This is a genomic window from Streptomyces aureus, from assembly GCF_000725495.1.
Taxonomy (GTDB): Bacteria; Actinomycetota; Actinomycetes; order Streptomycetales; family Streptomycetaceae; genus Streptomyces; species Streptomyces aureus_B.
On the sequence record NZ_JNZD01000027.1, the window covers coordinates 81926 to 105410 of the forward strand.

Below are 23485 nucleotides of genomic sequence, written 5' to 3' on the forward strand. Positions count from 1 at the left end.
TGCGGCGAGCGCCGGACCCGCCGGCGTGCCGTCCCTGAACTGCTGACACGCCTCAGTCTTGGGTCCGCCGCTCACGTCGCGCTGACGTCGCGCTGCCGTTCCGCTGACGTCCGTTCCGTGACCGTGCGCACACGGTCCCCGGTCCCCGCGGGGGTGGACTCCTAGCCCTGGGCCAGCCAGAGGTCGGGGCCGAACACCTCGTAGTGGATGTCGGAGGCGGGCACGCCCTTCTCCAGGAGCTGGGTCCGCACCGCGCGCATGAAGGGCAGCGGACCGCACAGGTAGGCGTGCGTGCCCGGCCGCACGGTCACCCCGGTGAGGTCGACGAGGCCGGTCCGCTCCGCGGGGTGGCCCGGCTCGGGGTACTCGTACCAGAAGTGCGTGGCGGCGTCGGGGAGCTTGCCCGCGAACGCCTCGTGATCGGCGCGCAGCGCGTGCTCGGCGGGGGAGCGGTCGGCGTGCACCACGGTGACGGGGGCCTTGTGGCCGGAGATCGCCAGCTGCTCCAGCATGGCGATCATCGGGGTGACGCCGATGCCCGCCGAGGCGAGGAGCAGGGGGGCGTCCGTGTCGTCGAGGACCAGGTCGCCGTACGGCGCCGAGACCTGGAGGACGCTTCCCTCGCGGACGTGGGTGTGCAGATGCGTGGAGACCTCGCCCTCCGGGGCCGGCATCCCGCCGTTCTCGTCCGCGCGCACCCGCTTGACGCTGATCCGCCGGACCGGGGAGCCGGGCGCGCTGGAGAGGCTGTACTGACGGATCTGGCGGGCGCCGTCCGGGAGTTCGACGCCCACGGACACGTACTGGCCGGCGCGGAAGTCCGGCAGCGGCGCGCCGTCGGCCGGGCGGATCGTGAAGGTGGCGACGTCGGCGGTCTCCTCGACGCGCTCGGTGACCACCCAGGGGTGGAGCGCGCCGTCGTCCGCGTTCTCGTCGTACAGGCGTCGCTCGATGGCGATGAGGGCGTTCGCCATGAGCCAGTACACCTCGTCCCAGGCGGCGGCGACCTCCGCGGTGACCGCGTCGCCGAGCACCGCGACGATGGCGGCGAAGAGGTGCTCGTGCACCACCTCGTACTGCTCGGGCGCGACCCCCAGGGAGGCGTGCTTGTGGGCGATGCGGCTCAGCATCGCGTCGGGCCGCTCGTCGGGGTGCTCGACCAGATGGGTGGCGAAGGCGGCTATGGACCCCGCCAGGGCCTGGCGCTGGGTGCCCGCGGCCTGGTTGCCGCGGTTGAACAGGTCGCGGAGCAGCTCGGGGTGGGCGGCGAACAGCCCGGCGTAGAAGCGCTCGGTGATCTCACCGATGGCCGCGCCGACGACGGGGAGCGTCGCGCGGACGGTGACGGCGGATTCTTCGGACAGCATCGGGACTCCTCAAAGCCGGGGCCGGAGCGGTGGGTTGCACCCCTCCGCATGCCCCGCACACTAATAAAACTTGCATCTGAGATGCAAATTAAAACCCGGGCGGCCGGCGAGTACCGGCCGGCCCTTACGGGTGCGCGGGTGAGCAGGCAAGATGTGCGACAGAGCAGGACACCTGCCGTACGCGAGGCGTTCAGGCCGAGGTCGCCCGGTCGATCATGGTCCGCAACGCGCATGAAATGGTGTTGTGGTGGGATGCTCAGGTGCGCCGATCGTCTTCGAGGCGTGGGAGCAGGCGGCCTGACCAGCAAGGATGGGGAAGCGGAAGATGGACAAGCAGCAGGAGTTCGTGCTCCGGACGCTGGAGGAGCGTGACATCCGGTTCGTACGTCTGTGGTTCACGGACGTGCTCGGCTTCCTGAAGTCGGTGGCCGTGGCCCCGGCCGAGCTGGAACAGGCCTTCGACGAGGGCATCGGCTTCGACGGCTCCGCCATCGAGGGCTTCGCCCGCGTGTACGAGTCCGACATGATCGCCAAGCCGGACCCGGGCACCTTCCAGGTGCTGCCCTGGCGGGCCGAGGCTCCCGGCACCGCCCGCATGTTCTGCGACATCCTCATGCCGGACGGCTCCCCGTCCTTCGCGGACCCGCGCTACGTCCTCAAGCGCGCCCTCGCCAAGACCTCGGACCTGGGCTTCACCTTCTACACCCACCCCGAGATCGAGTTCTTCCTGCTGAAGGACCGCCCGCTGGACGGCTCCCGGCCCACCCCGGCCGACAACTCCGGCTACTTCGACCACACCCCGCAGAACGTCGGCCAGGACTTCAGGCGCCAGGCCATCACGATGCTGGAGTCGATGGGCATCTCGGTCGAGTTCAGCCACCACGAGGGCGCCCCCGGCCAGCAGGAGATCGACCTGCGCTACGCCGACGCGCTCTCCACGGCCGACAACATCATGACCTTCCGGCTGATCATGAAGCAGGTCGCGCTGGAGCAGGGGGTGCAGGCCACCTTCATGCCCAAGCCGTTCTCGGAGTACCCGGGCAGCGGCATGCACACCCACCTCTCCCTCTTCGAGGGCGACCGCAACGCGTTCTACGAGTCCGGCTCCGAGTACCAGCTCTCCAAGGTCGGCCGTTCCTTCATCGCGGGCCTGCTGCGGCACGCGGCTGAGATCTCCGCGGTCACCAACCAGTGGGTCAACTCCTACAAGCGCATCTGGGGCGGCTCCGAGCGCACCGCCGGCGCCGGCGGCGAGGCCCCCTCGTACATCTGCTGGGGCCACAACAACCGCAGCGCCCTGGTCCGCGTGCCGATGTACAAGCCCGGCAAGACCGGCTCCGCGCGGGTCGAGGTCCGCTCGATCGACTCGGGCGCGAACCCGTACCTCGCCTACGCCCTGCTGCTGGCCGCCGGCCTCAAGGGCATCGAGGAGGGCTACGAACTCCCGCCGGGCGCCGACGACGACGTCTGGGCCCTCTCCGACGGAGAGCGCCGGGCGATGGGCATCGAGCCCCTCCCGCAGAACCTCGGCGAGGCCCTCTCTCTGATGCAGCGCAGCGAACTGGTCGCCGAGACCCTCGGCGAGCACGTCTTCGACTTCTTCCTCCGCAACAAGAAGGCGGAGTGGGAGGAGTACCGCAGCGAGGTCACCGCCTTCGAGCTGCGGAAGAACCTGCCGGTGCTGTAAGGCGAGGCCGGGGGCGGGTGCTCCGGGTGATTCGGCGCGAGGGGCCGACGGTCGTGGACCGTCGGCCCCTCGCCGTTCTGCAGCCTCCCGGGCCGTCTTCGGGCCGTGCTCCGCCCGCGGCCTGAGCGACGGGCCCCGCCGCCGGGCCGGGGGTAATCGCTTGTTGGCCCCGTGCGCGAGTGGGCATACTTGCCGCCCATGATCACAAAGAAGCTGAGGCGGACTCTGGTCGGCGCGGTTGCGGCAGGTGCGGTGGTGCTGTGCGGTTCGCCGTCCGCCCACGCCAACACCGGCAATGAGAGGCTGACCCTCTCGAGCGGGCGTGGGTCCGTCACCCACATCGACGACGGTGACCACTTCATGGTCTGCGACCTCAAGGCCGACGGGGCCGGTGTCTCCGGTGCTCTCTGGGAGCAGTTCTCCGACGGTTCCGCCACGATCGTCGCCCGCTACGACGATGGCGGTGACGCGGGATGCGACCAAATAACGTATGACATCAAAACCGGACACACCTACTTCATGACCCTGAGGTGGAACGGCTCCCCTTCCTCGACCGTTTCGGAGAGCATGTACATCTGGGAGTAGGCGGCTCCGTGGGGCCCGCGGTCGGTGACCGCGGGCCCCACGGCTGTTCGCCCGTGCCGGCGGATTCCGCGGCGTCGGGCCGTTCTTCCCGCTCTTCTCGAACCGGCGTACAACCCTCGGCGGTCTCCGGGTGTCCAGGACGTGGCCGGACGGCGAAGCTCCGGTCGGCGTCCCGCATGCTTCGACGAGGAGACCCCACCGTGCGCCAGTCCACCCGCCCCTCGCACCTTCGCAAGTCGGCGGCCCTGGTGGCCGCCGCCGCGGCCGCCGTGGCCGTTCCCGCCTTCGCGGGTTCCCCGGCGTACGCGGATCCGGGCGAACCCTCCCTGGCGATATCGAGCCTGCCGGGCGCGTCCCCCAAGCCCGGTGAGGTGTACGACAAGAACGTCGTCGTCACCAACAACGGCACCGCGGCGGCGGACGGCTTCACCTTCCTGGTCCGGCTGACCCGCGGGCTCGACTTCCCCGAGGAGGTCAAGGGCTGCACGTACTCGACCATCGCCGACCAGGTCAGGCAGGCCGTCTGCGAGCTCGACACGGTCGTCGAGCCCGGCGCCTCGGTCCGGACGCCCGTACGGTTCAAGGCGCTGCCCAAGGCGCTGATGGAACAGGTCGAGTACGGCACCTCGGCCACGGGCGCGCTTCCGGGCGAGGGATTCTCCGACAGCTACCGGCGCCTCGACCTGACCGCGGACAGCTCGGCCGACCTCGTCGCGGTCGGCGAGGACACCGAGGCCCTCGCGGGCGGGCAGCAGTCCATCAACGTGGGACTCCGCAACGACGGCCCCGGCTGGATCAAGGTCCAGACGAGCGACGACCAGCCGGCGCTCATGGTGCGGATACCGAAGGGCACCACCGCCAGTAAGGTCCCCGACGACTGCTCGCCGTTCGGGATCGACGGCCCCGACGCGCCCGGGGGGACGCCGGGCAGGGCCGTCTACGTCTGCACGCCCGACGACCACGTCATCGAGGTCGGCCAGACCCTCACGTACACCTTCATGCTGGACATCGCGAAGGGGACGAAGACCACCGACGGCTCGGTCAAGGCGACCTCGGTCTACGACATCCACCCGGACTTCGACAAGAACCCCGCCAACGACACGGCCAAGATCCACGTCGCCATCCCCACCGACAACGAGGAGGACCCCTCGCCGTCGCCCTCCGCGACCACCCCGGGAACCTCCACCGGCGGCAACGACCCCTCGGGCCAGTCCACCGGCGGTTCCGGCAGCACGGGCGGTGCGGGCGGCACGGGTTCCGCGTCGGGCGGCTCCACCACCGGCGGCTCCACCGGCGGTGACGTCGACGGCAGCCTCGCCAGCACCGGTTCCGACGGCACCCCGGTCCTCGCCGCCACCGCGGCCGCGACGGCCGCCCTCGGCGCCGGCCTGGTCGTGGTCGTCCGCCGTCGCCGCGCGAGCGCCGGTTCCTGACCCGCCCCTCGTCCCAGGGACGGTCCTAACCCACGTACGCGGGGGACACGGCCGCGGTGCTGATGCGCCGCGGCCTTCCCGTGCCGTCGGACGGGAGCGTCCACAGGTCGGCCCCGTAGTCGCCGGGGAGGGCGTAGACGAGGGTGCGGTCGTCGCGCCAGACCACCTGGTCGTCGACGCTGCGCGGTTCGGCGAGTGCCGTCTCGTGTCCGGTACGCAGGTCGAGGACGTACAGATGCCAGGGCGCGTCCTTGGGAAGTCCCTCGACGCGCTTCTTGTAGGCGACGCGGGTGCCGTCGGGGGAGAGGGACGGGCATTCCACGTCGGTGTGCACGGTGGTGACGGTGCGGGCGGCCAGGTCGCCGCGGACCAGGTAGGTCGTGCCGTGCGTGGCCATCGTGGCGTAGAACCCGCGGTCGTCGGCCGTGAAGGTGACGCCCCAGAAGTTGACGTCGGCCGACCGGTACGTGCGGCCGTCCTTCACGATCCGGTACGCCTCCAGGGACGAGGTCAGCTTCCCCGTGCGGGTGTCGACGATCGCCGCCCGGGTGGAGAAGTTCGTGCCCGCGTACGAGTCGCCGCCCACGAACGCCGTCCAGGCCGCGTACCGGCCGCTGGGCGAGACCCGGGCGCGGGACGGGATCCCGGGAACGTCGTAGTGGTCCCTGACGTGCAGAGAGGCGTCGAGGATCACCGCCCGGTAGGTGTCCTGGACCGGGCCGTGCACCGCCTGAAGGCACACCCCGGTGCCCGAGGCCGCGTAGAAGCGCAGGCACTTGACCCCGGACGCGGTGCGCGGGCCCGCCGGGTCGGAGGCCGGGACGGACGTCAGCTCGTCGCGGTGCGGGCCCCACGCCATGTTGCGGAAGACCAGCCGCCGGGTGGCGGTCAGCGAGACCGGACCCGCGGCGATCCGCGGACCGCCCCGCTGTGCCTGGTCGCGGCGTTCAGCGCGGGCCGAGGCGTGCAGTACGGAGGCCGTGGCGACGCCCGCGAGGACGGCCAGGGCCGAGAGCAGGACCAGGATGCGGGTGCGCAGGGTCATACGAGGCCTTCCGTGGGGGGACCGGACGGGGCGCCGGGTCATGCGAGGTCTTCCGTGGGGGGGCCGGACGGGGCGCCGGGTCACGCGAGGTCTTCGGCGGGGACGGGGCGGACGAGGTTCCGGGTCACGCGAGGCCCCTGGCAGAGGCGGGGCGGACGGGGCTCCGCGTCATGCGAGGCCGTCTTTCGCGAGGGCGGGCCGGACAGGGCTCCGGATCATGAAGAACAGCGCGCACAGGGCCAGCGCCACGGTCGCCGCCATGAGCGCTGTACGGTCGCCCCACGCCGTCCAGGCCGCGCCGAAGGCCAGCGAGCAGACGAAACGGGCCAGTGCCTGTCCCGTCTGGACGAGCGCCAGTCCCGAGGAGCGCAGTTCCTCGGGCACGCCGTCCGAGGCCGCGGCCATCAGCACGCCGTCCGTGGCCGCGTAGAAGCCGCCGTGCAGGAACAGGACGGCGAACGGCAGCGCCGAGCCGTGCCAGGACGTCAGCAGCAGGGCGTACGCCAGGAGCAGGGCGCCGTGACCGGCCAGGAACACCCGCCGGCGGCCCCACCGGTCCGCGAGCCGGCCGAGTGGGACGGCCAGCAGCAGGAAGGAGGCGGCGGTGCCGACGGGGAGCAGCGCGAACCAGCGGTCCGGCACTCCGAGCCGGTGCTGGAGCAGCAGGAACACGAACGAGTCGCTGACCGTGGCGAGTCCGAGCAGGAGCGCGCAGAGCGTGATGCCACGCAGCTCCGGGCGGCGCAGCAGCGCGAGGGCCGCGCGCAGGGTGGGGCGGGGCGCGGTGCCGGCGGCGGACCCCGCCTCGGGCGCGGGCCGTGCGGCGACGGCGGCGGATCCCGCCTCGGGCGCCGGCCGTGCGGCCGTGCCGCCGGGGACGAACAGCACCAGGACCAGGACGCCCAGCACGGCCACGCAGAAACTGACCATGAACACCGCGTCGTAGCCGTCGACGGTCGCCCGCAGGATCAGGAACGCGACGAACGGACCCAGCAGGGCGCCCGCCGTGTCCATCGCACGATGGACGCCGAAGGCCCGGCCCCGGGTCTCGGGGCTGCTCGACAGGGAGATCAGGGCGTCGCGCGGGGCCGTGCGCAGCCCCTTGCCGGTGCGGTCGGCAGCGAGGACCAGACCGATGGGGGTCAGGGTCCTGGCCATCAGGAGCAGCGGTTTGCACAGGGCCGAGAGGGCGTAGCCGGCGCCGGCCACCCACTTGTGGCGGCCGCCGCCCCGGTCGGCGAGATGTCCCCCGGCCAGCCGGACGAGGGCCGAGAAGCCGTTGTAGATGCCGTCGAGGAGCCCGAAGCCGAGCGGGGAGAGGCCGAGGCCCGCCACCACGTACAGGGGCAGGACCGCCGTCACCATCTCCGAGGAGACGTCGGTGATCAGACTGACGGTGCCGAGGGCCAGCACCGTGGGTCCGACCGCGGCGAGGCGCCGCCCGGCGCGGGGCCGGGCGGCGCTCTCCGCGGACGGCGCCGCGCTCTCCGGTGTCCCGGCGCGGCTGTCCGCTAGGTACATGTCAGGACGTCCAGATGCCGGTGATGTCCTTGGCGGAGGCCGCGTTGCCGGCGTGCGACGTGAGGCCGTGCATGTCCTCCAGCGTTCGCAGCAGGTCGTAGTGGTTGTAGGTGGTGGAGGAGGTGGACCCCGCCGTCACCTGCTGGCCGTAGAGCACGGTCGGGATCTTGTTGCCGCTGAGCCGGTTGTCCTCGTCGAAGGTGACGACGAGCAGGCTGTTGTGGGTCTTGGCCCAGGTGGCGTACGCGCCCAGGTTGTTCTTCAGCCAGGTGTCACCGGTGGACACCGAGCAGTCGTGCATGTCGCTGCACAGGTTCGGGACGACGAAGGAGACCTGCGGCAGCGTCGAGTAGTCCGTCGGGAACTGGGCGAACGTCTTCGCGCTGGACGTCGGCACGTTGCTGAAGCCGAACCAGGGGTTGTGCTTGCGCGCGTAGTTCCCGCTGCTGCACGTGGTCGAACCCTGGCTGGGCAGCGTCTCGTTGTAACTGCCCCAGGTCTTGCCCGCGGCGATCAGTTCGGAGGCGAGGTTCGCGGCGGAGGAGAAGCCGGGGGTATAGCAGCTGTCGTCCGTGATGCCCTGGGTGGAGCCGGAGAACAGGGCGAAGTAGTTGGGCTGGCTCGGGTGGGTCTCGGCGTAGGACTGGGTGAGGTTGGCCCCGCCGGTCTTGAGCGAGTTGATGTACGGGGCGCTGGAGGAGCCGATCACCTGGCTGTAGGCGTGGTTCTCGAAGACCACGACGACGACGTGGTCCGGGGTCGGGACCGTGGCCGCGGCGTGCGCGGGGGCCGAGCCGGCGAGTCCGCTCCACAGCCCCACCGCGGCGGCGGTGAAGGCGAGGGCGGATGCCACGACGGCACGGCTGCGGGTGTACACGTTTCTGCCGGACACTTCAGACCTCCGGTGGGGGGAGAGGCGACGGTGGCGGTGCGGACAGAGCATGCGCACGCCAACATTCCCCGGGTTCACATCCCTCAACCCGAGGGATGAAGATCGGATGAACTGCTGCCTCCCCTCCCTTTCTACCGCCTGCCCGCCGCCTCGCACGGACGTCGGCACGGGGCGCGACCGTGCGAACCGGGGATAGGCTCGGGCGCGTACGGCCTTGATCGGACCGGTGTGCGGGACAGGGCGTACACATCGCATCGGGTCCGGGACGACGGGAGGCCGGGATGACGGCGCCGGGGCGCAGGAGCAGTACCTTCACGCGGCTGCTGCGGCACGGTTTCACCGATCCGTCGGCGGCCGAGCGGCTCCTGGAGGGGCCCGAACTGGCCCCCGTACGGTCCGATCCGGTCCTCCTGGACGCGCTGGGCGCCACCGCCGACCCCGACCTCGCGCTGCTCGGACTCGTCCGGCTCGTCGAGGCGCAGGACGGCCCGCAGGCCCAGCGGGAACTCCTCGACACCCTGATCGCGGCCAAACCGCTGCGCGACCGGCTGCTCGGGGTGCTCGGCGCCTCCGCCGCGCTCGGCGACCACCTCGCCCGCCACCCGCACGACTGGCAGGCCCTCGTCACCTACGAGGCAAGGGACCTGCATCCCGGCGTCGAGGAGTTCGAACGCGGTCTGGCGGACGCGACCGACCCCGTCTCGCTGCGCGTCGCCTACCGCCGCTGTCTGCTCTCCATCGCCGCCCGGGACGTCTGCGGCACCACCGACCTCGCCCAGACCGCCGCCGAACTCGCCGACCTCGCCACCGCCACCCTGCGCGCCGCGCTCGGCATCGCCCGCCGCGCCGCCCCCGACGACGCCGCCCTGTGCCGGCTCGCGGTCGTCGCGATGGGCAAGTGCGGGGGCCACGAGCTGAACTACGTGTCCGACGTCGACGTGATCTTCGTCGGCGAGGGCACCGAGGGGGCCGACGAGGGCAAGGCCCTGCAGGCGGCCACCCGTCTCGCCTCGCACATGATGCGGATCTGCTCCGAGACGACCGTCGAGGGCAGCATCTGGCCCGTCGACGCCAATCTGCGCCCCGAGGGACGCAACGGCCCCCTGGTGCGCACCCTCAGCAGCCACCTCGCCTACTACCAGCGCTGGGCCAAGACCTGGGAGTTCCAGGCGCTGCTCAAGGCCCGCCCGGTGGCCGGGGACCTGGAACTGGGCGAGGAGTACGTGGCCACCCTCGCCCCGCTCGTGTGGCAGGCCGCCGAGCGGGAGAACTTCGTCGCCGACGTGCAGAAGATGCGGCGCCGCGTCGTGGAGAACATCCCGGCCGCCGAGATCGAGCGGGAGCTGAAGCTCGGCCCCGGGGGACTGCGGGACGTCGAGTTCGCCGTCCAGCTGCTGCAGCTGGTGCACGGCCGGGGCGACACCACCCTGCGCAGCGGTACCACCCTGGACGCCCTCAAGGCGCTCGCCGCCGGCGGGTACGTGGGGCGCGCCGACGCCGTGCAGCTCGACGACGCCTACCGCTTCCTGCGCTCGATGGAACACCGCATCCAGCTGTTCCGGCTCCGGCGCACCCATCTGGTGCCGCAGGACGAGGCCGAACTGCGCCGGATCGGACGCTCGCTCGGGCTGCGCGCCGACCCGGCCGCCGAACTGAACCGGGAGTGGAAGCGGCACACCGCCATGGTGCGGCGGCTGCACGAGAAGCTGTTCTACCGGCCGCTGCTCGACGCCGTCGCCCAGCTCGCCCCGGGCGAGAGCAGGCTGAGCCCCGACGCGGCCAGGGAACGCCTCGTCGCCCTCGGATACGCCGATCCGGCGGCCGCCATGCGCCACCTGGAGGCGCTGGCCTCCGGGGTCAGCCGCAAGGCCGCCATCCAGCGGACCCTGCTGCCCGTGCTGCTCGGCTGGTTCGCGGACTCCGCGGACCCCGACGCCGGACTGCTCAACTTCCGCAAGGTCTCGGACGCCCTGGGCAAGACCCCGTGGTACCTGCGGCTGCTCCGGGACGAGGGCGCCGCCGCCGAGAACCTCGCCCGGGTGCTCTCCGCGGGCCGGCTCGCCCCCGACCTGCTGATGCGCGCCCCGGAGGCGGTGGCCCTGCTCGGCGACGGGGAGAGCGGCGGCCTCGAACCGCGCGGCCGCGCCCATCTGGAGCAGGAGATCCTCGCCGCGGTGCGCCGGGCCGACGGCGGCGAGCCGGCCGTGACCGTGGCCCGCGGTGTCCGGCGCCGGGAGCTGTTCCGGATCGCGGCGACCGACATCGTCGCCAGCTACGGCACCGAGGAGACGCCGGCCGTCGCCGACCAGGGGGCGCTCGTCGACCTCGTCGGCGGGGCGGTCTCGGACCTGACGGCGGCCACGCTCGCGGGCACCCTGCGGGCCGTGGTGCGCGACGGCTGGGGCGACACCCTGCCCACCCGCTTCGCGGTGATCGGGATGGGCCGCTTCGGGGGCCACGAGCTCGGCTACGGCTCCGACGCGGACGTGCTCTTCGTGCACGAGCCCCGCGAGGGAGAGGACGAGCAGGAGGCGGCGCGGGCCGCGAACGCCGTGGTGTCCGAGATGCGGCGGCTGCTGCAGATCCCGAGCGCGGATCCGCCGCTGCTGATCGACGCGGACCTGCGCCCCGAGGGGAAGTCCGGGCCGCTCGTGCGGACCCTGAAGTCGTACGAGGCCTACTACCGGCGCTGGTCGCTGGTGTGGGAGTCGCAGGCGCTGCTGCGGGCGGAGGTCGTGGCCGGGGACGCCGACCTCGGGAGCCGGTTCATCGAGCTGGTCGATCCGCTCCGGTACCCCGCGGAGGGGCTCGGCGAGGAGGCCGTACGGGAGATCCGGCGGCTGAAGGCCCGGATGGAGTCGGAGCGGATGCCGCGCGGCGCCGACCCGACCCTGCACGCCAAGCTGGGGCGCGGGGGCCTGTCCGACGTGGAGTGGACGGTCCAGCTGATGCAGCTGCGGCACGGCTGGGCCGAGCCCGGTCTCAGGACGACCCGGACCCGCGAGGCGCTGGCGGCGGCGTGCGCCGCCGAGCTGCTGTCCGCGGAGGACGCGGCGACGCTGGACGAGGCCTGGGTGCTGGCCACCCGGGTGCGCAACGCGGTGATGCTCGTCCGGGGCCGGGCCGGCGACACCTTCCCCTCGGACGGGCGCGAGCTGGCCGCCGTGGGCCGCTATCTGGGGTACGACCCGGGGCACGTCGGGGACATGCTCGACGACTACCGGCGGACCACCCGGCGGGCCCGGGCCGTGGTGGACGAGCTGTTCTACGGGGCCTGAGCGAAACGGGACCTGAGCGAACGGGGCCTGACCGAAACGAGGCCTGACCGAAACGAGGCCCGAACGAAACGGGGCCCGAGCGAAACGGGGCCTGGACGCAACGCCCGGCGGTCACCGAGCGTGACGCCGGGCGGGGCCGGGCGCCGGACCGCGCGGGTTCTCACCGGCCCGGTTCCGTGCCCGGCCGGGCAGGGCTCCGCTCAGGGTTTCACCGGCAGGACCGGTGTCCCGCGCGTCCCCGGCGCCCACTGCGGCAGCGCGTACGGCAGCGCTCCGTACCAGAGGCGCGCCACCAGGAAGCCGAAGGCGAGGCAGAGCACGCCGCCCACCGCGTCCAGCCAGAAGTGGTTGGCGGTGGCGACGATGACCACGAGGGTGGCCACCGGGTACAGCACGCCGAGGATCCGCGCCCAGGGCGCCTTGGCCAGCGCGAACAGGCTCAGCCCGCACCACAGGGACCAGCCGATGTGCATGGACGGCATCGCGGCGTACTGGTTGGACATGTGTTTGAGGTCGCCGGAGGCCATCGAGCCCCAGGTCTCGTGGATCGCGACCGTGTCCACGAAGGTGCTGCCGGTCATCAGCCGGGGTGGCGCGAGCGGGAAGAAGTAGTACCCGACGAGGGCCACCACCGTGGTGGCGAAGAGGACGAGACGGGCCGCCGCGTAGCGGCCGGGATGACAGCGGTACAGCCAGACCAGGACACTCAGCGTCACCACGAAGTGCAAGGTCGCGTAGTAGTAGTTCATCCCGATGATCAGCCATCCGACCGAGTTCACCGCGTGGTTGACCGACTCCTCGAAGGCGGCGCCGAGATGGTGCTCGAGCGACCAGATCCAGTCCGCGTTGCGGAGCGCCTCGTGCCGCTGCTCGGGCACGGCGTTGCGGATCAGGGAGTAGGTCCAGTAACTCACCGCGATGAGCAGGACCTCGAACCAGAGGCGGGGGCGACGCGGGGTCCGCATACGGCGCAGGAGCGCGTTCCCCGCCTTCTCCTCCGCGACGGGTTGTGGAGTGGCCTGACGGCCTTCCAGTGACGACACGGTCGTATCACCCATAGGCACAGAGTCTGCCAGAAAAGGCTTCCCCCACCGATGATCCCTGGGTCGGGTCCCGGCCGCACTTTCTACGCCTGTGGGTGTGGATGGTCCGCTTTGTCGTCCTGCTCAGGGACGATTCCGGTCCCCCGGGGCGGAAGCGGTCGAACCGCGCACCACGAGTTCGGGCATGAAGACGAACTCGCTGTGCGGCGCCGGCGTGCCGCCGATCTCCTCCAGCAGCGTGCGCACCGCGGCCTGGCCCATCGCCGGCACCGGCTTGCGGACCGTCGTGAGCGGCGGGTCGGTGAAGGCGATCAGCGGGGAGTCGTCGAAGCCCACGACCGAGATGTCCGTGGGAACCTCCAGACCCCGCTGCCGCGCCGCGCGTATCGCGCCGAGCGCCATCATGTCGCTGGCGCAGACGATCGCCGTGCAGTCGCGGTCCATGAGCGCGCTCGCGGCGGCCTGGCCGCCCTCCAGCGTGTACAGCGAGTGCTGGACCAGTCGCTGCTCGATGTCGGCGGGGGCCAGCGCGAACTGCTCCTGCATCGAGCGCACGAAGCCCTCGATCTTGCGCTGCACCGGCACGAACCGCTTGGGACCGAGGGCGAGCCCGATGTTGGTGTGCCCGAGGGACGCGAGGTGGGTGACGGCCAGCGCCATCGCCGCCCGGTCGTCCGGGGAGATGAAGGGCGCCTGCACCTTGGGAGAGAAGCCGTCGACCAGGACGAACGGGACACCGCGGCCCCGCAGTTGCTCGTAGCGCTGCATGTCGGCCGAGGTGTCGGCGTGCAGCCCGGAGACGAAGATGATGCCGGCGACCCCGCGGTCGACCAGCATCTCGGTCAGCTCGTCCTCGGTGGAGCCGCCCGGGGTCTGGGTCGCGAGGACGGGCGTGTAGCCCTGGCGCGTCAGAGCCTGCCCGATCACCTGCGCGAGGGCAGGGAATATCGGGTTCTCCAGCTCGGGGGTTATCAGGCCGACGAGGCCCTCGCTGCGCTGCCGCAGCCGCACCGGACGCTCGTACCCGAGGACGTCGAGTGCGGCCAGGACGGACTGGCGCGTGGTCGCGGCGACGCCCGGCTTCCCGTTCAGGACGCGACTGACCGTCGCCTCACTGACCCCCGCCTGGGCTGCGATGTCGGCAAGCCGTGTGGTCACAGGATTGGACTGTACCGGTCGCATCTCACCCTGCCCACCAACCAGACGCCGTGTGCGGGCGGTTGCTCGGCCCGCTCCGGGCTGCTGAGTCATCGCGCTCCCTCGTGTTCTGGTCGGCTCGGTCGTCCCGTGCGTGCGCCGCGCGGGAAGGGGTGGCTCCTGCAAGACGCTGACGGGCCGATGATCCCTGTATGCGACATGCGTGGCAAGAGCTTGCAGAGTCTTGCACAGACGTCCGGATGTGCGCTGATCGGCCTGGCGGCGGGGTTTCGGGACGGCTGCCGCGAGGTCACGGGCGCATAACTGATGTCAGCTCTTTCACTTTTTTTCTGCAAGGTCTTTCGCGCCGCTTACATGGCTGTTACGTTCCAGTCGCCCGGCGGACGCAACGGCGCAGTCGGCAAGTCGGCAAGGGGACCGGGCGGGACCGGTTCCCCACCCACTCGGGCTTTCACCCTCAAGGAGAACTCATGCGGCGTGGCATAGCGGCCAGTGCGCTGGTGGCGTCTTTCGCCCTCGCGGCGACGGCCTGCGGCGGCAGCGGCAGTGACAGCAGCGACAAGGCCAGCGGGCCGGTCACCATCACGTGGTGGGACACGTCCAACGCCACCAATGAGGCGCCGACGTACAAGGCCTTGGTCAAGGAGTTCGAGGCCGCCAACAAGAACATCAAGGTCAAGTACGTCAACGTGCCGTTCGACCAGGCGCAGAACAAGTTCGACACGGCCGCCGGCTCCAAGGGTGCCCCGGACGTCCTGCGCTCCGAGGTCGGCTGGACCCCGGCCTTCGCGAAGAAGAGCTACCTCCTGCCGCTCGACGGCACGGCGGCCCTCACGGACCAGGCGAAGTTCCAGCCCAGCCTGATCGAGCAGGCGAAGTACGAGGGCAAGACGTACGGTGTGCCGTTCGTCACGGACACCCTCGCGCTCGTCTACAACAAGGCGCTGTACAAGAAGGCCGGCATCACCGACGCCCCCAAGACGTGGGCCGACCTCAAGAAGGACGCGGCCACCATCAAGGCCAAGACCGGCGTCGACGGCTACTGGGGCTCGACCCAGGCCTACTACGCCCAGTCCTTCCTGTACGGCGAGGGCACCAACACGGTCGACGCCGCCGGCAAGAAGATCACGGTGAACTCGCCCGAGGCCAAGAAGGCCTACGGCACCTGGCTGGGCCTGTTCTCCGGCAAGGGCCTGCACAAGGCGGACACCACCGCCGACGCGTACGCCCACATCCAGGACGCCTTCGTCAACGGCAAGGTCGCCTCGATCGTCCAGGGCCCGTGGGAGATCACCAACTTCTACAAGGGCTCGGCGTTCTCGGACAAGGCGAACCTCGGTATCGCCACCGTCCCGGCCGGCTCCACCGGCAAGGCGGGCGCCCCGACCGGCGGTCACAACCTCTCCGTCTACGCCGGCTCGGACAAGGCCCACCAGGACGCCTCGCTGAAGTTCGTGAACTTCATGACCTCCGCGAAGTCCCAGGCCACCATCGCGCTGAAGAACTCCACGCTGCCGACGCGCGGTGACGCCTACACCGACGAGGTCAAGGCCAACCCCGGCATCGCCGGCTACCAGGGCGTCCTCCCGGCCGCCCAGCCGCGCCCGGCGCTGCCCGAGTACGGCTCCCTCTGGGGCCCGCTCGACACCGAGCTGCCCAAGATCGCGGGTGGCAAGGAGTCCCTGGACAAGGGTCTGAGCAACGCCGAGCTGGCGATCTCGAAGCTGGTCCCGGACTTCAGCAAGTGAGCCCGTGTGGCCGCCGGTTCCTTCCCCGGCCCGACTTCCGTCGGGCCGGGGGGACCCCTACAAAGGGGTGAGGGACCCGGCGGCCACCGGCTGTGTGAGCCCTAATCCTGATCTTGCAGAAGGTGTCCAACCATGACAGTCGCCATCGACCGTGCGACCGGCAGGCGCAGCGGTGACCGAGCACCGCGCCCCGGCCGGATGCAGCGTCTCAAGCACTCGTACCAGAAGTACTGGTACGCGTACGCGATGATCGCCCCGGTCGTCGTCGTACTCGGCGGATTGGTTCTCTATCCCCTGGTACGGGGCTTCTATCTGACGTTCACGGACGCCAACAGCCTCAACTCGGCCCGCACGATCGGCGTCAACCACATCGACGCCACCTACAAGTTCATCGGCCTGGACAACTACAAGGACATCCTGTGGGGTCCGACGTCGTACGACCGCTTCTGGTCGCACTTCATCTGGACCATCGCCTGGACCGTCATCTGTGTCGCCCTGCACTACTGCGTCGGCCTGGGCCTCGCCCTGCTGCTCAACCAGAAGCTGCGCGGCCGCACGTTCTACCGGCTGATCCTGGTGCTGCCCTGGGCCGTGCCCACCTTCGTCACCGTCTTCGGCTGGCGTTTCATGCTCGCCGACGGCGGGATCATCGACTCCATGCTCCACGCGGTGCACCTGCCGTCTCCGGCCTGGCTGGAGGACACCTTCTGGCAGCGCTTCGCCGCCATCATGGTCAACACCTGGTGCGGTGTGCCGTTCATGATGGTCTCGCTCCTCGGCGGACTGCAGTCCATCGACGCCACGCTGTACGAGGCCGCAGAGATGGACGGCGCGAACAAGTGGCAGCAGTTCCGCTTCGTGACCCTGCCGGGTCTCAGGTCGGTCAGCTCCACCGTCGTGCTCCTCGGCATCATCTGGACCTTCAACCAGTTCGCCGTGATCTTCCTGCTCTTCGGCAGCACCGCCCCCGACGCGCAGATCCTCGTCACCTGGGCCTACTACCTCGGCTTCGGACAGCAGCCGCGTGACTTCGCCCAGTCGGCGGCCTACGGCATGCTGCTGCTGGCCATCCTGATCGTGTTCACCTCCTTCTACCGCCGCTGGCTGAACCGCAACGACCAGCAGCTCGCGATCTGAGGCAGGAGTCTCCATGAGTACCACCACACTTCAGACGCCTCCGGCCGACCAGGCCACCAGGACCGACGCGTCGCCCCGTCCGGCCCGCGGGCGCGGCCGGCGCAGCCTCGCCGGCTCGCTCGCCTCCCACGGCATCCTGATCGTGGCCAGCCTGGTCGCGCTGTTCCCGATCGCGTGGCTCGTCTTCCTCTCGCTCGGACCGGGCGAGGACGACTATCTGCACCCCGGACGCATCTGGCACACGATGACGTTCGGCAACTACTCCTTCGTGCTCCAGCACACGAACTTCTTCGAGTGGATGAAGAGTTCGCTGATCGTGTCGCTCGGCACCACGGTCATCGGAGTGATGGTCGCGGCCACCACCGGCTACGCGGTCTCGCGCATGCGCTTCCCCGGCTACAAGAAGTTCATGTGGGTCCTGCTGGTCACCCAGATGTTCCCGATCGCCGTGCTGATCGTGCCGATGTACCAGATCCTCTCGGACCTGCAGCTCATCGACTCCTACTTCGGCCTGATCCTCGTCTACTGCTCGACGGCGGTGCCCTACAGCGCGTGGCTGCTCAAGGGCTACTTCGACACCATCCCGTTCGAGATCGACGAGGCCGGCCGGGTGGACGGACTGAGCCCCTTCGGCACCTTCTTCCGGCTGATCCTTCCGCTGGCCAAGCCCGGCCTCGCGGTCGCCGCCTTCTACAACTTCATCACCGCGTTCGGTGAGGTCGCCTTCGCCTCGACGTTCATGCTGGACGACTCGAAGTACACCTTCGCCGTCGGACTCCAGAGCTTCGTCAGCGAGCACGACGCGCAGCGCAATCTCATGGCGGCCACCGCCGTGCTGGTCGCGATACCCGTCTCCGCGTTCTTCTACCTCGTGCAGAAGAACCTGGTGACCGGACTCACCGCGGGCGGCACGAAGGGCTGATCCGCGAGGACGCCCCCGAACGCCCCAAGCTCCCGTGCGCTCGTCGCGCGGGTGGCGGCCGCGGTGCCCATCCGACCCCGCCAGTACCGCGGCCGCCTCATCTCTCTCCCCCCGCCCCGACGCCTCGTGCCCCGTGCCCCGGCCTCGCGCGAGCAGGGGACTGCCCCCACAGCCGATTTCCTCCCCACGTCCGGCCGCACCCGGACGAGGGGACCCTCATCGCATCAAGGACGCCATGAGCCAGCACTCCGCCGACCAGGCCCCGAACTCCGTTCTCGCCACAGTCGCCGCGCATCGCGACTGGTGGCGCGACGCGGTGATCTACCAGGTCTATCCGCGCAGCTTCGCCGACAGCAACGGCGACGGCATGGGCGACCTGGAGGGCGTACGCTCCCGACTCCCGTACCTGCGCGACCTCGGCGTGGACGCCGTGTGGCTCAGCCCCTTCTACGCCTCGCCGCAGGCCGACGCCGGCTACGACGTGGCGGACTACCGGGCCGTCGACCCGATGTTCGGCAACCTGCTGGACGCCGACGCGCTGATCCGCGACGCCCACGGTCTCGGGCTGCGCGTCATCGTCGACCTCGTGCCCAACCACTCCTCCGACCAGCACGAGTGGTTCAAGCGCGCGCTGCGCGAGGGCCCCGGCTCCTCGCTGCGCGACCGCTACCACTTCCGTCCCGGCAAGGGCGAGAACGGCGAACTGCCCCCCAACGACTGGGAGTCCATCTTCGGCGGCCCGGCCTGGACCCGGGTCACCGAGCCCGACGGCACCGCCGGCGAGTGGTACCTGCACCTGTTCGCGCCCGAGCAGCCCGACTTCAACTGGGAGCACCCGGCCGTCGGCGACGAGTTCCGCTCGATCCTGCGGTTCTGGCTGGACATGGGCGTCGACGGGTTCCGCATCGACGTGGCGCACGGCATGGTCAAGGCGGAGGGCCTGCCGGACCTCGGCGACCGCGACCAGCTGAAACTGCTGGGCAACGATGTCATGCCGTTCTTCGACCAGGACGGTGTGCACGAGATCTACCGGCAGTGGCGCACGATCCTCGACGAGTACTCCGGCGAGCGCATCTTCGTCGCCGAGGCGTGGACGCCCACCGTCGAGCGCACCGCCAACTACGTGCGCCCCGACGAGCTGCACCAGGCCTTCAACTTCCAGTACCTGGGCTCCCACTGGGACGCCGAGGAGCTGCGCGCGGTGGTCGACCGCACGCTCGACGCGATGCGCCCGGTCGGCGCCCCCTCCACCTGGGTGCTGTCCAACCACGACGTGACCCGGCACGCCACCCGCTTCGCCAACGAGGCCGGCCTCGGCACCCAGATCCGCACCGCGGGCGACCGTGAGCTCGGACTGCGCCGGGCCCGCGCGGCCAGCCTGCTGATGCTGGCGCTGCCCGGCTCCGCCTACGTCTACCAGGGCGAGGAGCTCGGCCTGCCCGACGTCGTCGACCTGCCGGACGAGGTGCGCCAGGACCCGGCCTACTTCCGCGGTGCCGGACAGGACGGCTTCCGCGACGGCTGCCGGGTGCCGATCCCGTGGACCCGTACCGGCTCGTCGTACGGCTTCGGCGACGGGGGCAGCTGGCTCCCGCAGCCCGCCGAGTGGGCCGAGCTGAGCGTCGAGGCGCAGACCGGGGTGGCGGGTTCCACCCTGGAGCTGTACCGCGAGGCGCTCGCGGTCCGGCGGGAGCGCGCCGACCTCGGCGCGGGCGACGCCGTCACCTGGCTGCCCGCCCCCGAGGGTGTCCTCGCCTTCCGCCGCGGCGACTTCGTGTGCACCGCGAACACCGGCTCGAAGGCCGTGACCGTCCCGGCGTACGGGCGGGTGCTCGTCGCCAGCGGCGAGGTGACCCCGGCGCAGGACGGCAAGGCCCAGCTGCCCGCCGACACCACGGTGTGGTGGGCCGTCTGACCCACGCGTGACCTGACCCGCGCGTGAGACGACCCGCGCGGAAGCGGTGTTCCGGTCCTGACCACCGGAGCGCCGCTTCCGCGCGGGCCTTTTTCGTTTCCCGGGCCCCTACCTCACTTCCAGGTGTCGCTCACGGAGTACCCCGCGCCCGAGCCCGTCGAGTAGGAGCGGTTGTCGCCGGACTCCCAGGTCACCGCGCCCGAGGCGTCCTTCTTGATGTACTTGTACGTGAAGGACGTGGACTTGGGCACGATCGCCGGCCGGCCCCAGTACGGGTACGAGGCCGCGGACAGCGGGATCGCGTCGGCGGTGTTCCAGGAGCCGAGCGCGGGGATCGAACCGACCACGTACACGTTGGTGCCGTAGACGGTGGTCGCGGTCACCCCGAAGGTCAGGTCCGTGGCGTCGGCGTCGGCCACGTTCCAGGAGTTCTGCAGGGTCACCGCCGCCGTGCCGGTGGTCAGTGTCCGGTTGGCGTTGGACTCCCAGGTGACGTTCCCCGAGGAGTCCTTCTTGATGTACTTGTACGTGATCGTGCTGTTCGCCGGGACCGACACGTCGGTCTTCCAGACCGGGTAGCCGGACGAGGACAGCTTCACCGCGCTCGCCGTGTTCCAGCCGCCCAGCGCGGCGGCGGAGCCGACCACGTAGACGTCCGTGCCGGAGGTGGTCGACGCGTACTCGCCGAAGGTCGCCGTGACCGTGCCGGTGCCAGGTTCGGTGCCGCCCCCACCGCAGTCGACGGTGCAGACGTAGTCCGGGTCGTAGAACGCGATCGCGCTCTTGGCGGGCACGGTCAGGGAGGCCCGGCCGCCGGAGACGGTGACCGAGGTGGCGCCGCCGTCGATGACGTTCGGGTAGGTGCCGTCCGCGAGACCGGTCGTGTAGGTGGAGGTGTTCGCGGCCGAGCTGTTGTTGATGGCCACGAAGCCGGCACCGCCCCGGCCGAAGCCGATCACGTTGGACGCGGGGGACTGCCAGTTGGCGACGGAGTACCCGGCGGCCGCGTTGTGCCAGCCGATCATGCCGGAGACCGCGGTGTCGCGGTCCAGGCAGTACCAGCCCGAGGAGCAGTTCGTGTCGGTGACGAAACCGCTTCCCGAGTTCGGCGGGGCCTGGTCGCTCTGGCTGAAGGTCCATCCGGCGTACACCGACGGCCGGCCGTAGCCGCGCGCCAGCTGGTACACGTTGGCGAGCACGGCGGTGGCGCCGTCCTTGTAGCTGAGCGAGTAGCCGTTGCGCTCGGTGTCGTGGTTGGTGACCATGGTGGTGGAGTGCGCCTCGGAGACCAGTCCCCAACTGCTGCCGAAGCTCGACAGGTTGGCGATGTCGCCCTGGAACTGCGACTTGATCTGGGAGGCGAAGGCGAAGTCGAGGACGTCACCGCTGCCGTAGTACTCGTCGACCGAGGGCGGGGTGCCGGGGTACACCTCCTGGGTGATGTAGGGCGCCGAGCCCGAGGTCGTGGTGTGCAGTCCGGCGACGATGGCGTTCATGTCGGCGGCCTCGATGTGCTTGGCCGCGTCGACCCGGAAGCCGTCGACGCCCAGGTCGATCTGGGCGTTCAGGAATCCGGTGATCCTCGAGCGGACGTTGCTCTCGGCGGTGTCCAGGTCGGGCATGCCGAGCAGTTCGCAGTGCTGGACCTGGTAGCGGTTGGTCCAGTCGGTGATGGTCGTCGTGCAGTCGTCGCTGTCGGCCGGGTCGTAGTCCGGGGTGTCGTACTTGTTCGTGACGACCGTGCCGTTGTAGCCCGTGCCGGTCTGCCCGGCGGTGTGGTTGATCACCGCGTCGGTGTAGACCTTGATCCCGGCCGCGTGACACGTGTCGACCATGGCCTTGAAGCCGGCCGCCGTGCCGAAACGGCTGTTCAGGTTGTACGAGTACGGCTGGTAGACGTCCCACCAGTAGTAGTTCGCCTGCTTCAACGACTCGGCGGGCGGGGCCACTTGGACGGCCCCGTAGCCGGCCGGGTCGAGCACGTTCGTACACTCTGACGCGACCGACTTCCAGTTCCACTCCCACAGGTTGGCGATCACATCACCGTTGGGGACGCCGGTGTCCGTGACCGCCGCCGCCTGCTGGGCGGGCAGCGCGGCGAGCCCGCCCAGCGTCAGCAGGGCGGTCGCCAGCAGCCGGGGAACGCTTCTTCGTCCTAATGCCATCGGGGGTGCGGCTCCTCTCCGGATCGGGTCGGCGCGGCCGCGGGGGTGCGGAGCCGACCCGTGTGGAGCGTGGGGCTCCCCAAGAGGGCGCGTCAATAAGGAAGTTGAAAGTTCTTTCGACATCTTGCTGAAACATGATTGCAAGCGGTACGTTCCGATCCCCCCACCCGCACGACGTAGTGCAGGAGTACACACACATGGCTAGGAAGACGCTTGCCGCCTCGTTCGCCCTCGTGGCGGGCCTGGCGGTCTCGGTGACCGTTCCCCCTGGTACGGCGGCGGCCTCGCCGCCCGGCACCAAGGACGTCACCGCCGTCCTGTTCGAGTGGAAGTTCGACTCGGTCGCCAAGGAATGCACCAACACGCTGGGCCCCGCCGGGTACGGCTACGTCCAGGTCTCCCCGCCCGCCGAGCACATACAGGGCTCGCAGTGGTGGACCTCGTACCAGCCCGTGAGCTACAAGATCGCCGGTCGGCTCGGTGACGCCACCGCCTTCAAGAACATGGTCAGCACCTGCCACGCGGCCGGTGTGAAGGTTGTGGCGGACACGGTCATCAACCACATGGCCGCCGGTTCCGGCACCGGAACGGGCGGATCGTCGTACACGAAGTACAACTACCCGGGCCTCTACTCGTCCGCCGACATGGACGACTGCACCTCCACCATCAGCGACTACACCAACCGCGCCAACGTCCAGAACTGCGAACTCGTCGGGCTCGCCGACCTGGACACCGGCGAGGAGTACGTCCGCAAGACGATCGCCGGCTACATGAACACCCTGCTCGGCTACGGCGTCGACGGCTTCCGCATCGACGCGGCCAAGCACATGCCGGCCGCCGACCTCGCCAACATCAAGTCCCGGCTGAGCAACCCGTCCGTCTACTGGAAGCAGGAGGCCATCTACGGCGCCGGCGAGGCCGTCCAGCCCACCGAGTACACCGGCAACGGCGACGTCCAGGAGTTCCGCTACGCCTACGACCTCAAGCGGGTCTTCAACAACGAGAACCTCGCCTACCTGAAGAACTACGGCGAGGGCTGGGGCTACATGAGCAGCTCGGTCGCGGCGGTCTTCGTCGACAACCACGACACCGAGCGCAACGGCTCGACGCTCAACTACAAGGACGGGGCGAACTACACCCTCGCCAACGTCTTCATGCTGGCGTACCCCTACGGCGCCCCCGACATCAACTCCGGCTACGAATGGTCGGACGCGGACGCCGGACCGCCCAACGGCGGTACCGTCAACGCCTGTTGGCAGGACGGCTGGAAGTGTCAGCACGCCTGGCCGGAGATCAAGTCGATGGTCGCCTTCCGTAACGCCACCCGAGGACAAGCGCTTTCCAACTGGTGGGACGACGGAAACGACGCCATCGCGTTCGGGCGGGGCAGCAAGGGCTTCGTGGCCATCAACCACGAGACCTCGTCGCTGACGCGGACGTACAGCACCTCCCTCGCCGCGGGGACGTACTGCAACGTCCAGAACAACACGAGCATCACCGTGAACGGTTCGGGCCAGTTCACGGCGACGCTGGGCGCCAACACGGCCCTCGCGATCTATGCGGGCAAGTCCAGCTGCTGAAAACCCTTT

General features: G+C 70.3%; 16 protein-coding genes. 9 read left to right on the forward strand and 7 right to left on the reverse strand.

Going from position 1 to position 23485, the window contains the following annotated elements; all coding sequences use genetic code 11:
- Positions 1–161: 161 nt before the first annotated feature.
- Positions 162–1367 carry a globin domain-containing protein gene (locus IO36_RS28465; protein ID WP_037623918.1) on the reverse strand — a complete coding sequence of 402 codons (1206 nt, stop codon included), beginning with the start codon at positions 1365–1367 and terminating at the stop codon, positions 162–164.
- Positions 1368–1692: 325 nt separating this feature from the next.
- Here IO36_RS28465 and glnA point away from each other — a divergent pair, with 325 nt between their 5' ends.
- From glnA to IO36_RS28480, 3 genes are all read left to right on the forward strand, one after another.
- A complete protein-coding gene (glnA, locus tag IO36_RS28470) occupies positions 1693–3054 on the forward strand; it encodes a type I glutamate--ammonia ligase (protein WP_037623919.1) in 1362 nt (453 codons plus the stop codon).
- A 198-nt stretch (positions 3055–3252) separates the two neighbouring features.
- Positions 3253–3639, forward strand: coding sequence for a hypothetical protein (locus IO36_RS28475; protein WP_051901020.1), 387 nt, complete (start codon positions 3253–3255; stop codon positions 3637–3639).
- A 200-nt stretch (positions 3640–3839) separates the two neighbouring features.
- Positions 3840–5072, forward strand: a complete 1233-nt coding sequence (locus IO36_RS28480; RefSeq protein WP_037623920.1) for an LPXTG cell wall anchor domain-containing protein — start codon at positions 3840–3842, stop codon at positions 5070–5072.
- Positions 5073–5097: 25 nt separating this feature from the next.
- Here IO36_RS28480 and IO36_RS28485 read toward each other — a convergent pair whose 3' ends face one another.
- The 3 genes from IO36_RS28485 to IO36_RS28495 form a co-directional block, all read right to left on the reverse strand.
- Entirely contained in the window at positions 5098–6117 is a 1020-nt protein-coding gene (locus IO36_RS28485) for a TolB family protein (protein ID WP_037623921.1), read from the reverse strand.
- Between the two features lie 168 nt (positions 6118–6285).
- Complete coding sequence (locus IO36_RS28490; protein ID WP_037623922.1) at positions 6286–7638, reverse strand: MFS transporter; 1353 nt, start codon at positions 7636–7638, stop codon at positions 6286–6288.
- A 1-nt stretch (position 7639) separates the two neighbouring features.
- The gene (locus IO36_RS28495) at positions 7640–8530 is read right to left on the reverse strand and encodes an alkaline phosphatase family protein (RefSeq protein ID WP_037623923.1); all 891 of its coding nucleotides are present in this window, start codon (positions 8528–8530) and stop codon (positions 7640–7642) included.
- Positions 8531–8811: 281 nt separating this feature from the next.
- Between IO36_RS28495 and IO36_RS28500 the strand changes: the two genes are divergently transcribed.
- Complete coding sequence (locus IO36_RS28500) at positions 8812–11808, forward strand: bifunctional [glutamine synthetase] adenylyltransferase/[glutamine synthetase]-adenylyl-L-tyrosine phosphorylase (RefSeq protein WP_037623924.1); 2997 nt, start codon at positions 8812–8814, stop codon at positions 11806–11808.
- Positions 11809–12008: 200 nt separating this feature from the next.
- On the opposite strand, the gene IO36_RS28505 is transcribed toward IO36_RS28500, so the two are convergent.
- Positions 12009–12866, reverse strand: coding sequence for a phosphatase PAP2 family protein (locus tag IO36_RS28505; RefSeq protein ID WP_037623925.1), 858 nt, complete (start codon positions 12864–12866; stop codon positions 12009–12011).
- 108 nt (positions 12867–12974) lie between these two features.
- Positions 12975–14009, reverse strand: a complete 1035-nt coding sequence (locus tag IO36_RS28510; protein WP_037623926.1) for a LacI family DNA-binding transcriptional regulator — start codon at positions 14007–14009, stop codon at positions 12975–12977.
- Between the two features lie 470 nt (positions 14010–14479).
- Here IO36_RS28510 and IO36_RS28515 point away from each other — a divergent pair, with 470 nt between their 5' ends.
- The 4 genes from IO36_RS28515 to IO36_RS28530 all read left to right on the forward strand — a co-directional run bounded on the left by IO36_RS28515 (position 14480) and on the right by IO36_RS28530 (position 19731).
- Positions 14480–15757, forward strand: a complete 1278-nt coding sequence (locus IO36_RS28515; protein WP_037623927.1) for an extracellular solute-binding protein — start codon at positions 14480–14482, stop codon at positions 15755–15757.
- A gap of 132 nt (positions 15758–15889) precedes the next feature.
- The gene (locus IO36_RS28520) at positions 15890–16894 is read left to right on the forward strand and encodes a carbohydrate ABC transporter permease (protein ID WP_037623928.1); all 1005 of its coding nucleotides are present in this window, start codon (positions 15890–15892) and stop codon (positions 16892–16894) included.
- Positions 16895–16907: 13 nt separating this feature from the next.
- Positions 16908–17816, forward strand: coding sequence for a sugar ABC transporter permease (locus tag IO36_RS28525; protein WP_037623929.1), 909 nt, complete (start codon positions 16908–16910; stop codon positions 17814–17816).
- A 235-nt stretch (positions 17817–18051) separates the two neighbouring features.
- Positions 18052–19731, forward strand: a complete 1680-nt coding sequence (locus IO36_RS28530; protein WP_037623931.1) for a glycoside hydrolase family 13 protein — start codon at positions 18052–18054, stop codon at positions 19729–19731.
- Positions 19732–19844: 113 nt separating this feature from the next.
- Here the strand turns inward: IO36_RS28530 and IO36_RS28535 are convergent, their stop codons facing one another.
- Positions 19845–21896, reverse strand: a complete 2052-nt coding sequence (locus IO36_RS28535) for a carbohydrate-binding module family 20 domain-containing protein (protein WP_037623933.1) — start codon at positions 21894–21896, stop codon at positions 19845–19847.
- Positions 21897–22093: 197 nt separating this feature from the next.
- Here IO36_RS28535 and IO36_RS28540 point away from each other — a divergent pair, with 197 nt between their 5' ends.
- The gene (locus tag IO36_RS28540; RefSeq protein ID WP_037623934.1) at positions 22094–23476 is read left to right on the forward strand and encodes an alpha-amylase; all 1383 of its coding nucleotides are present in this window, start codon (positions 22094–22096) and stop codon (positions 23474–23476) included.
- Positions 23477–23485 lie beyond the last annotated feature (9 nt).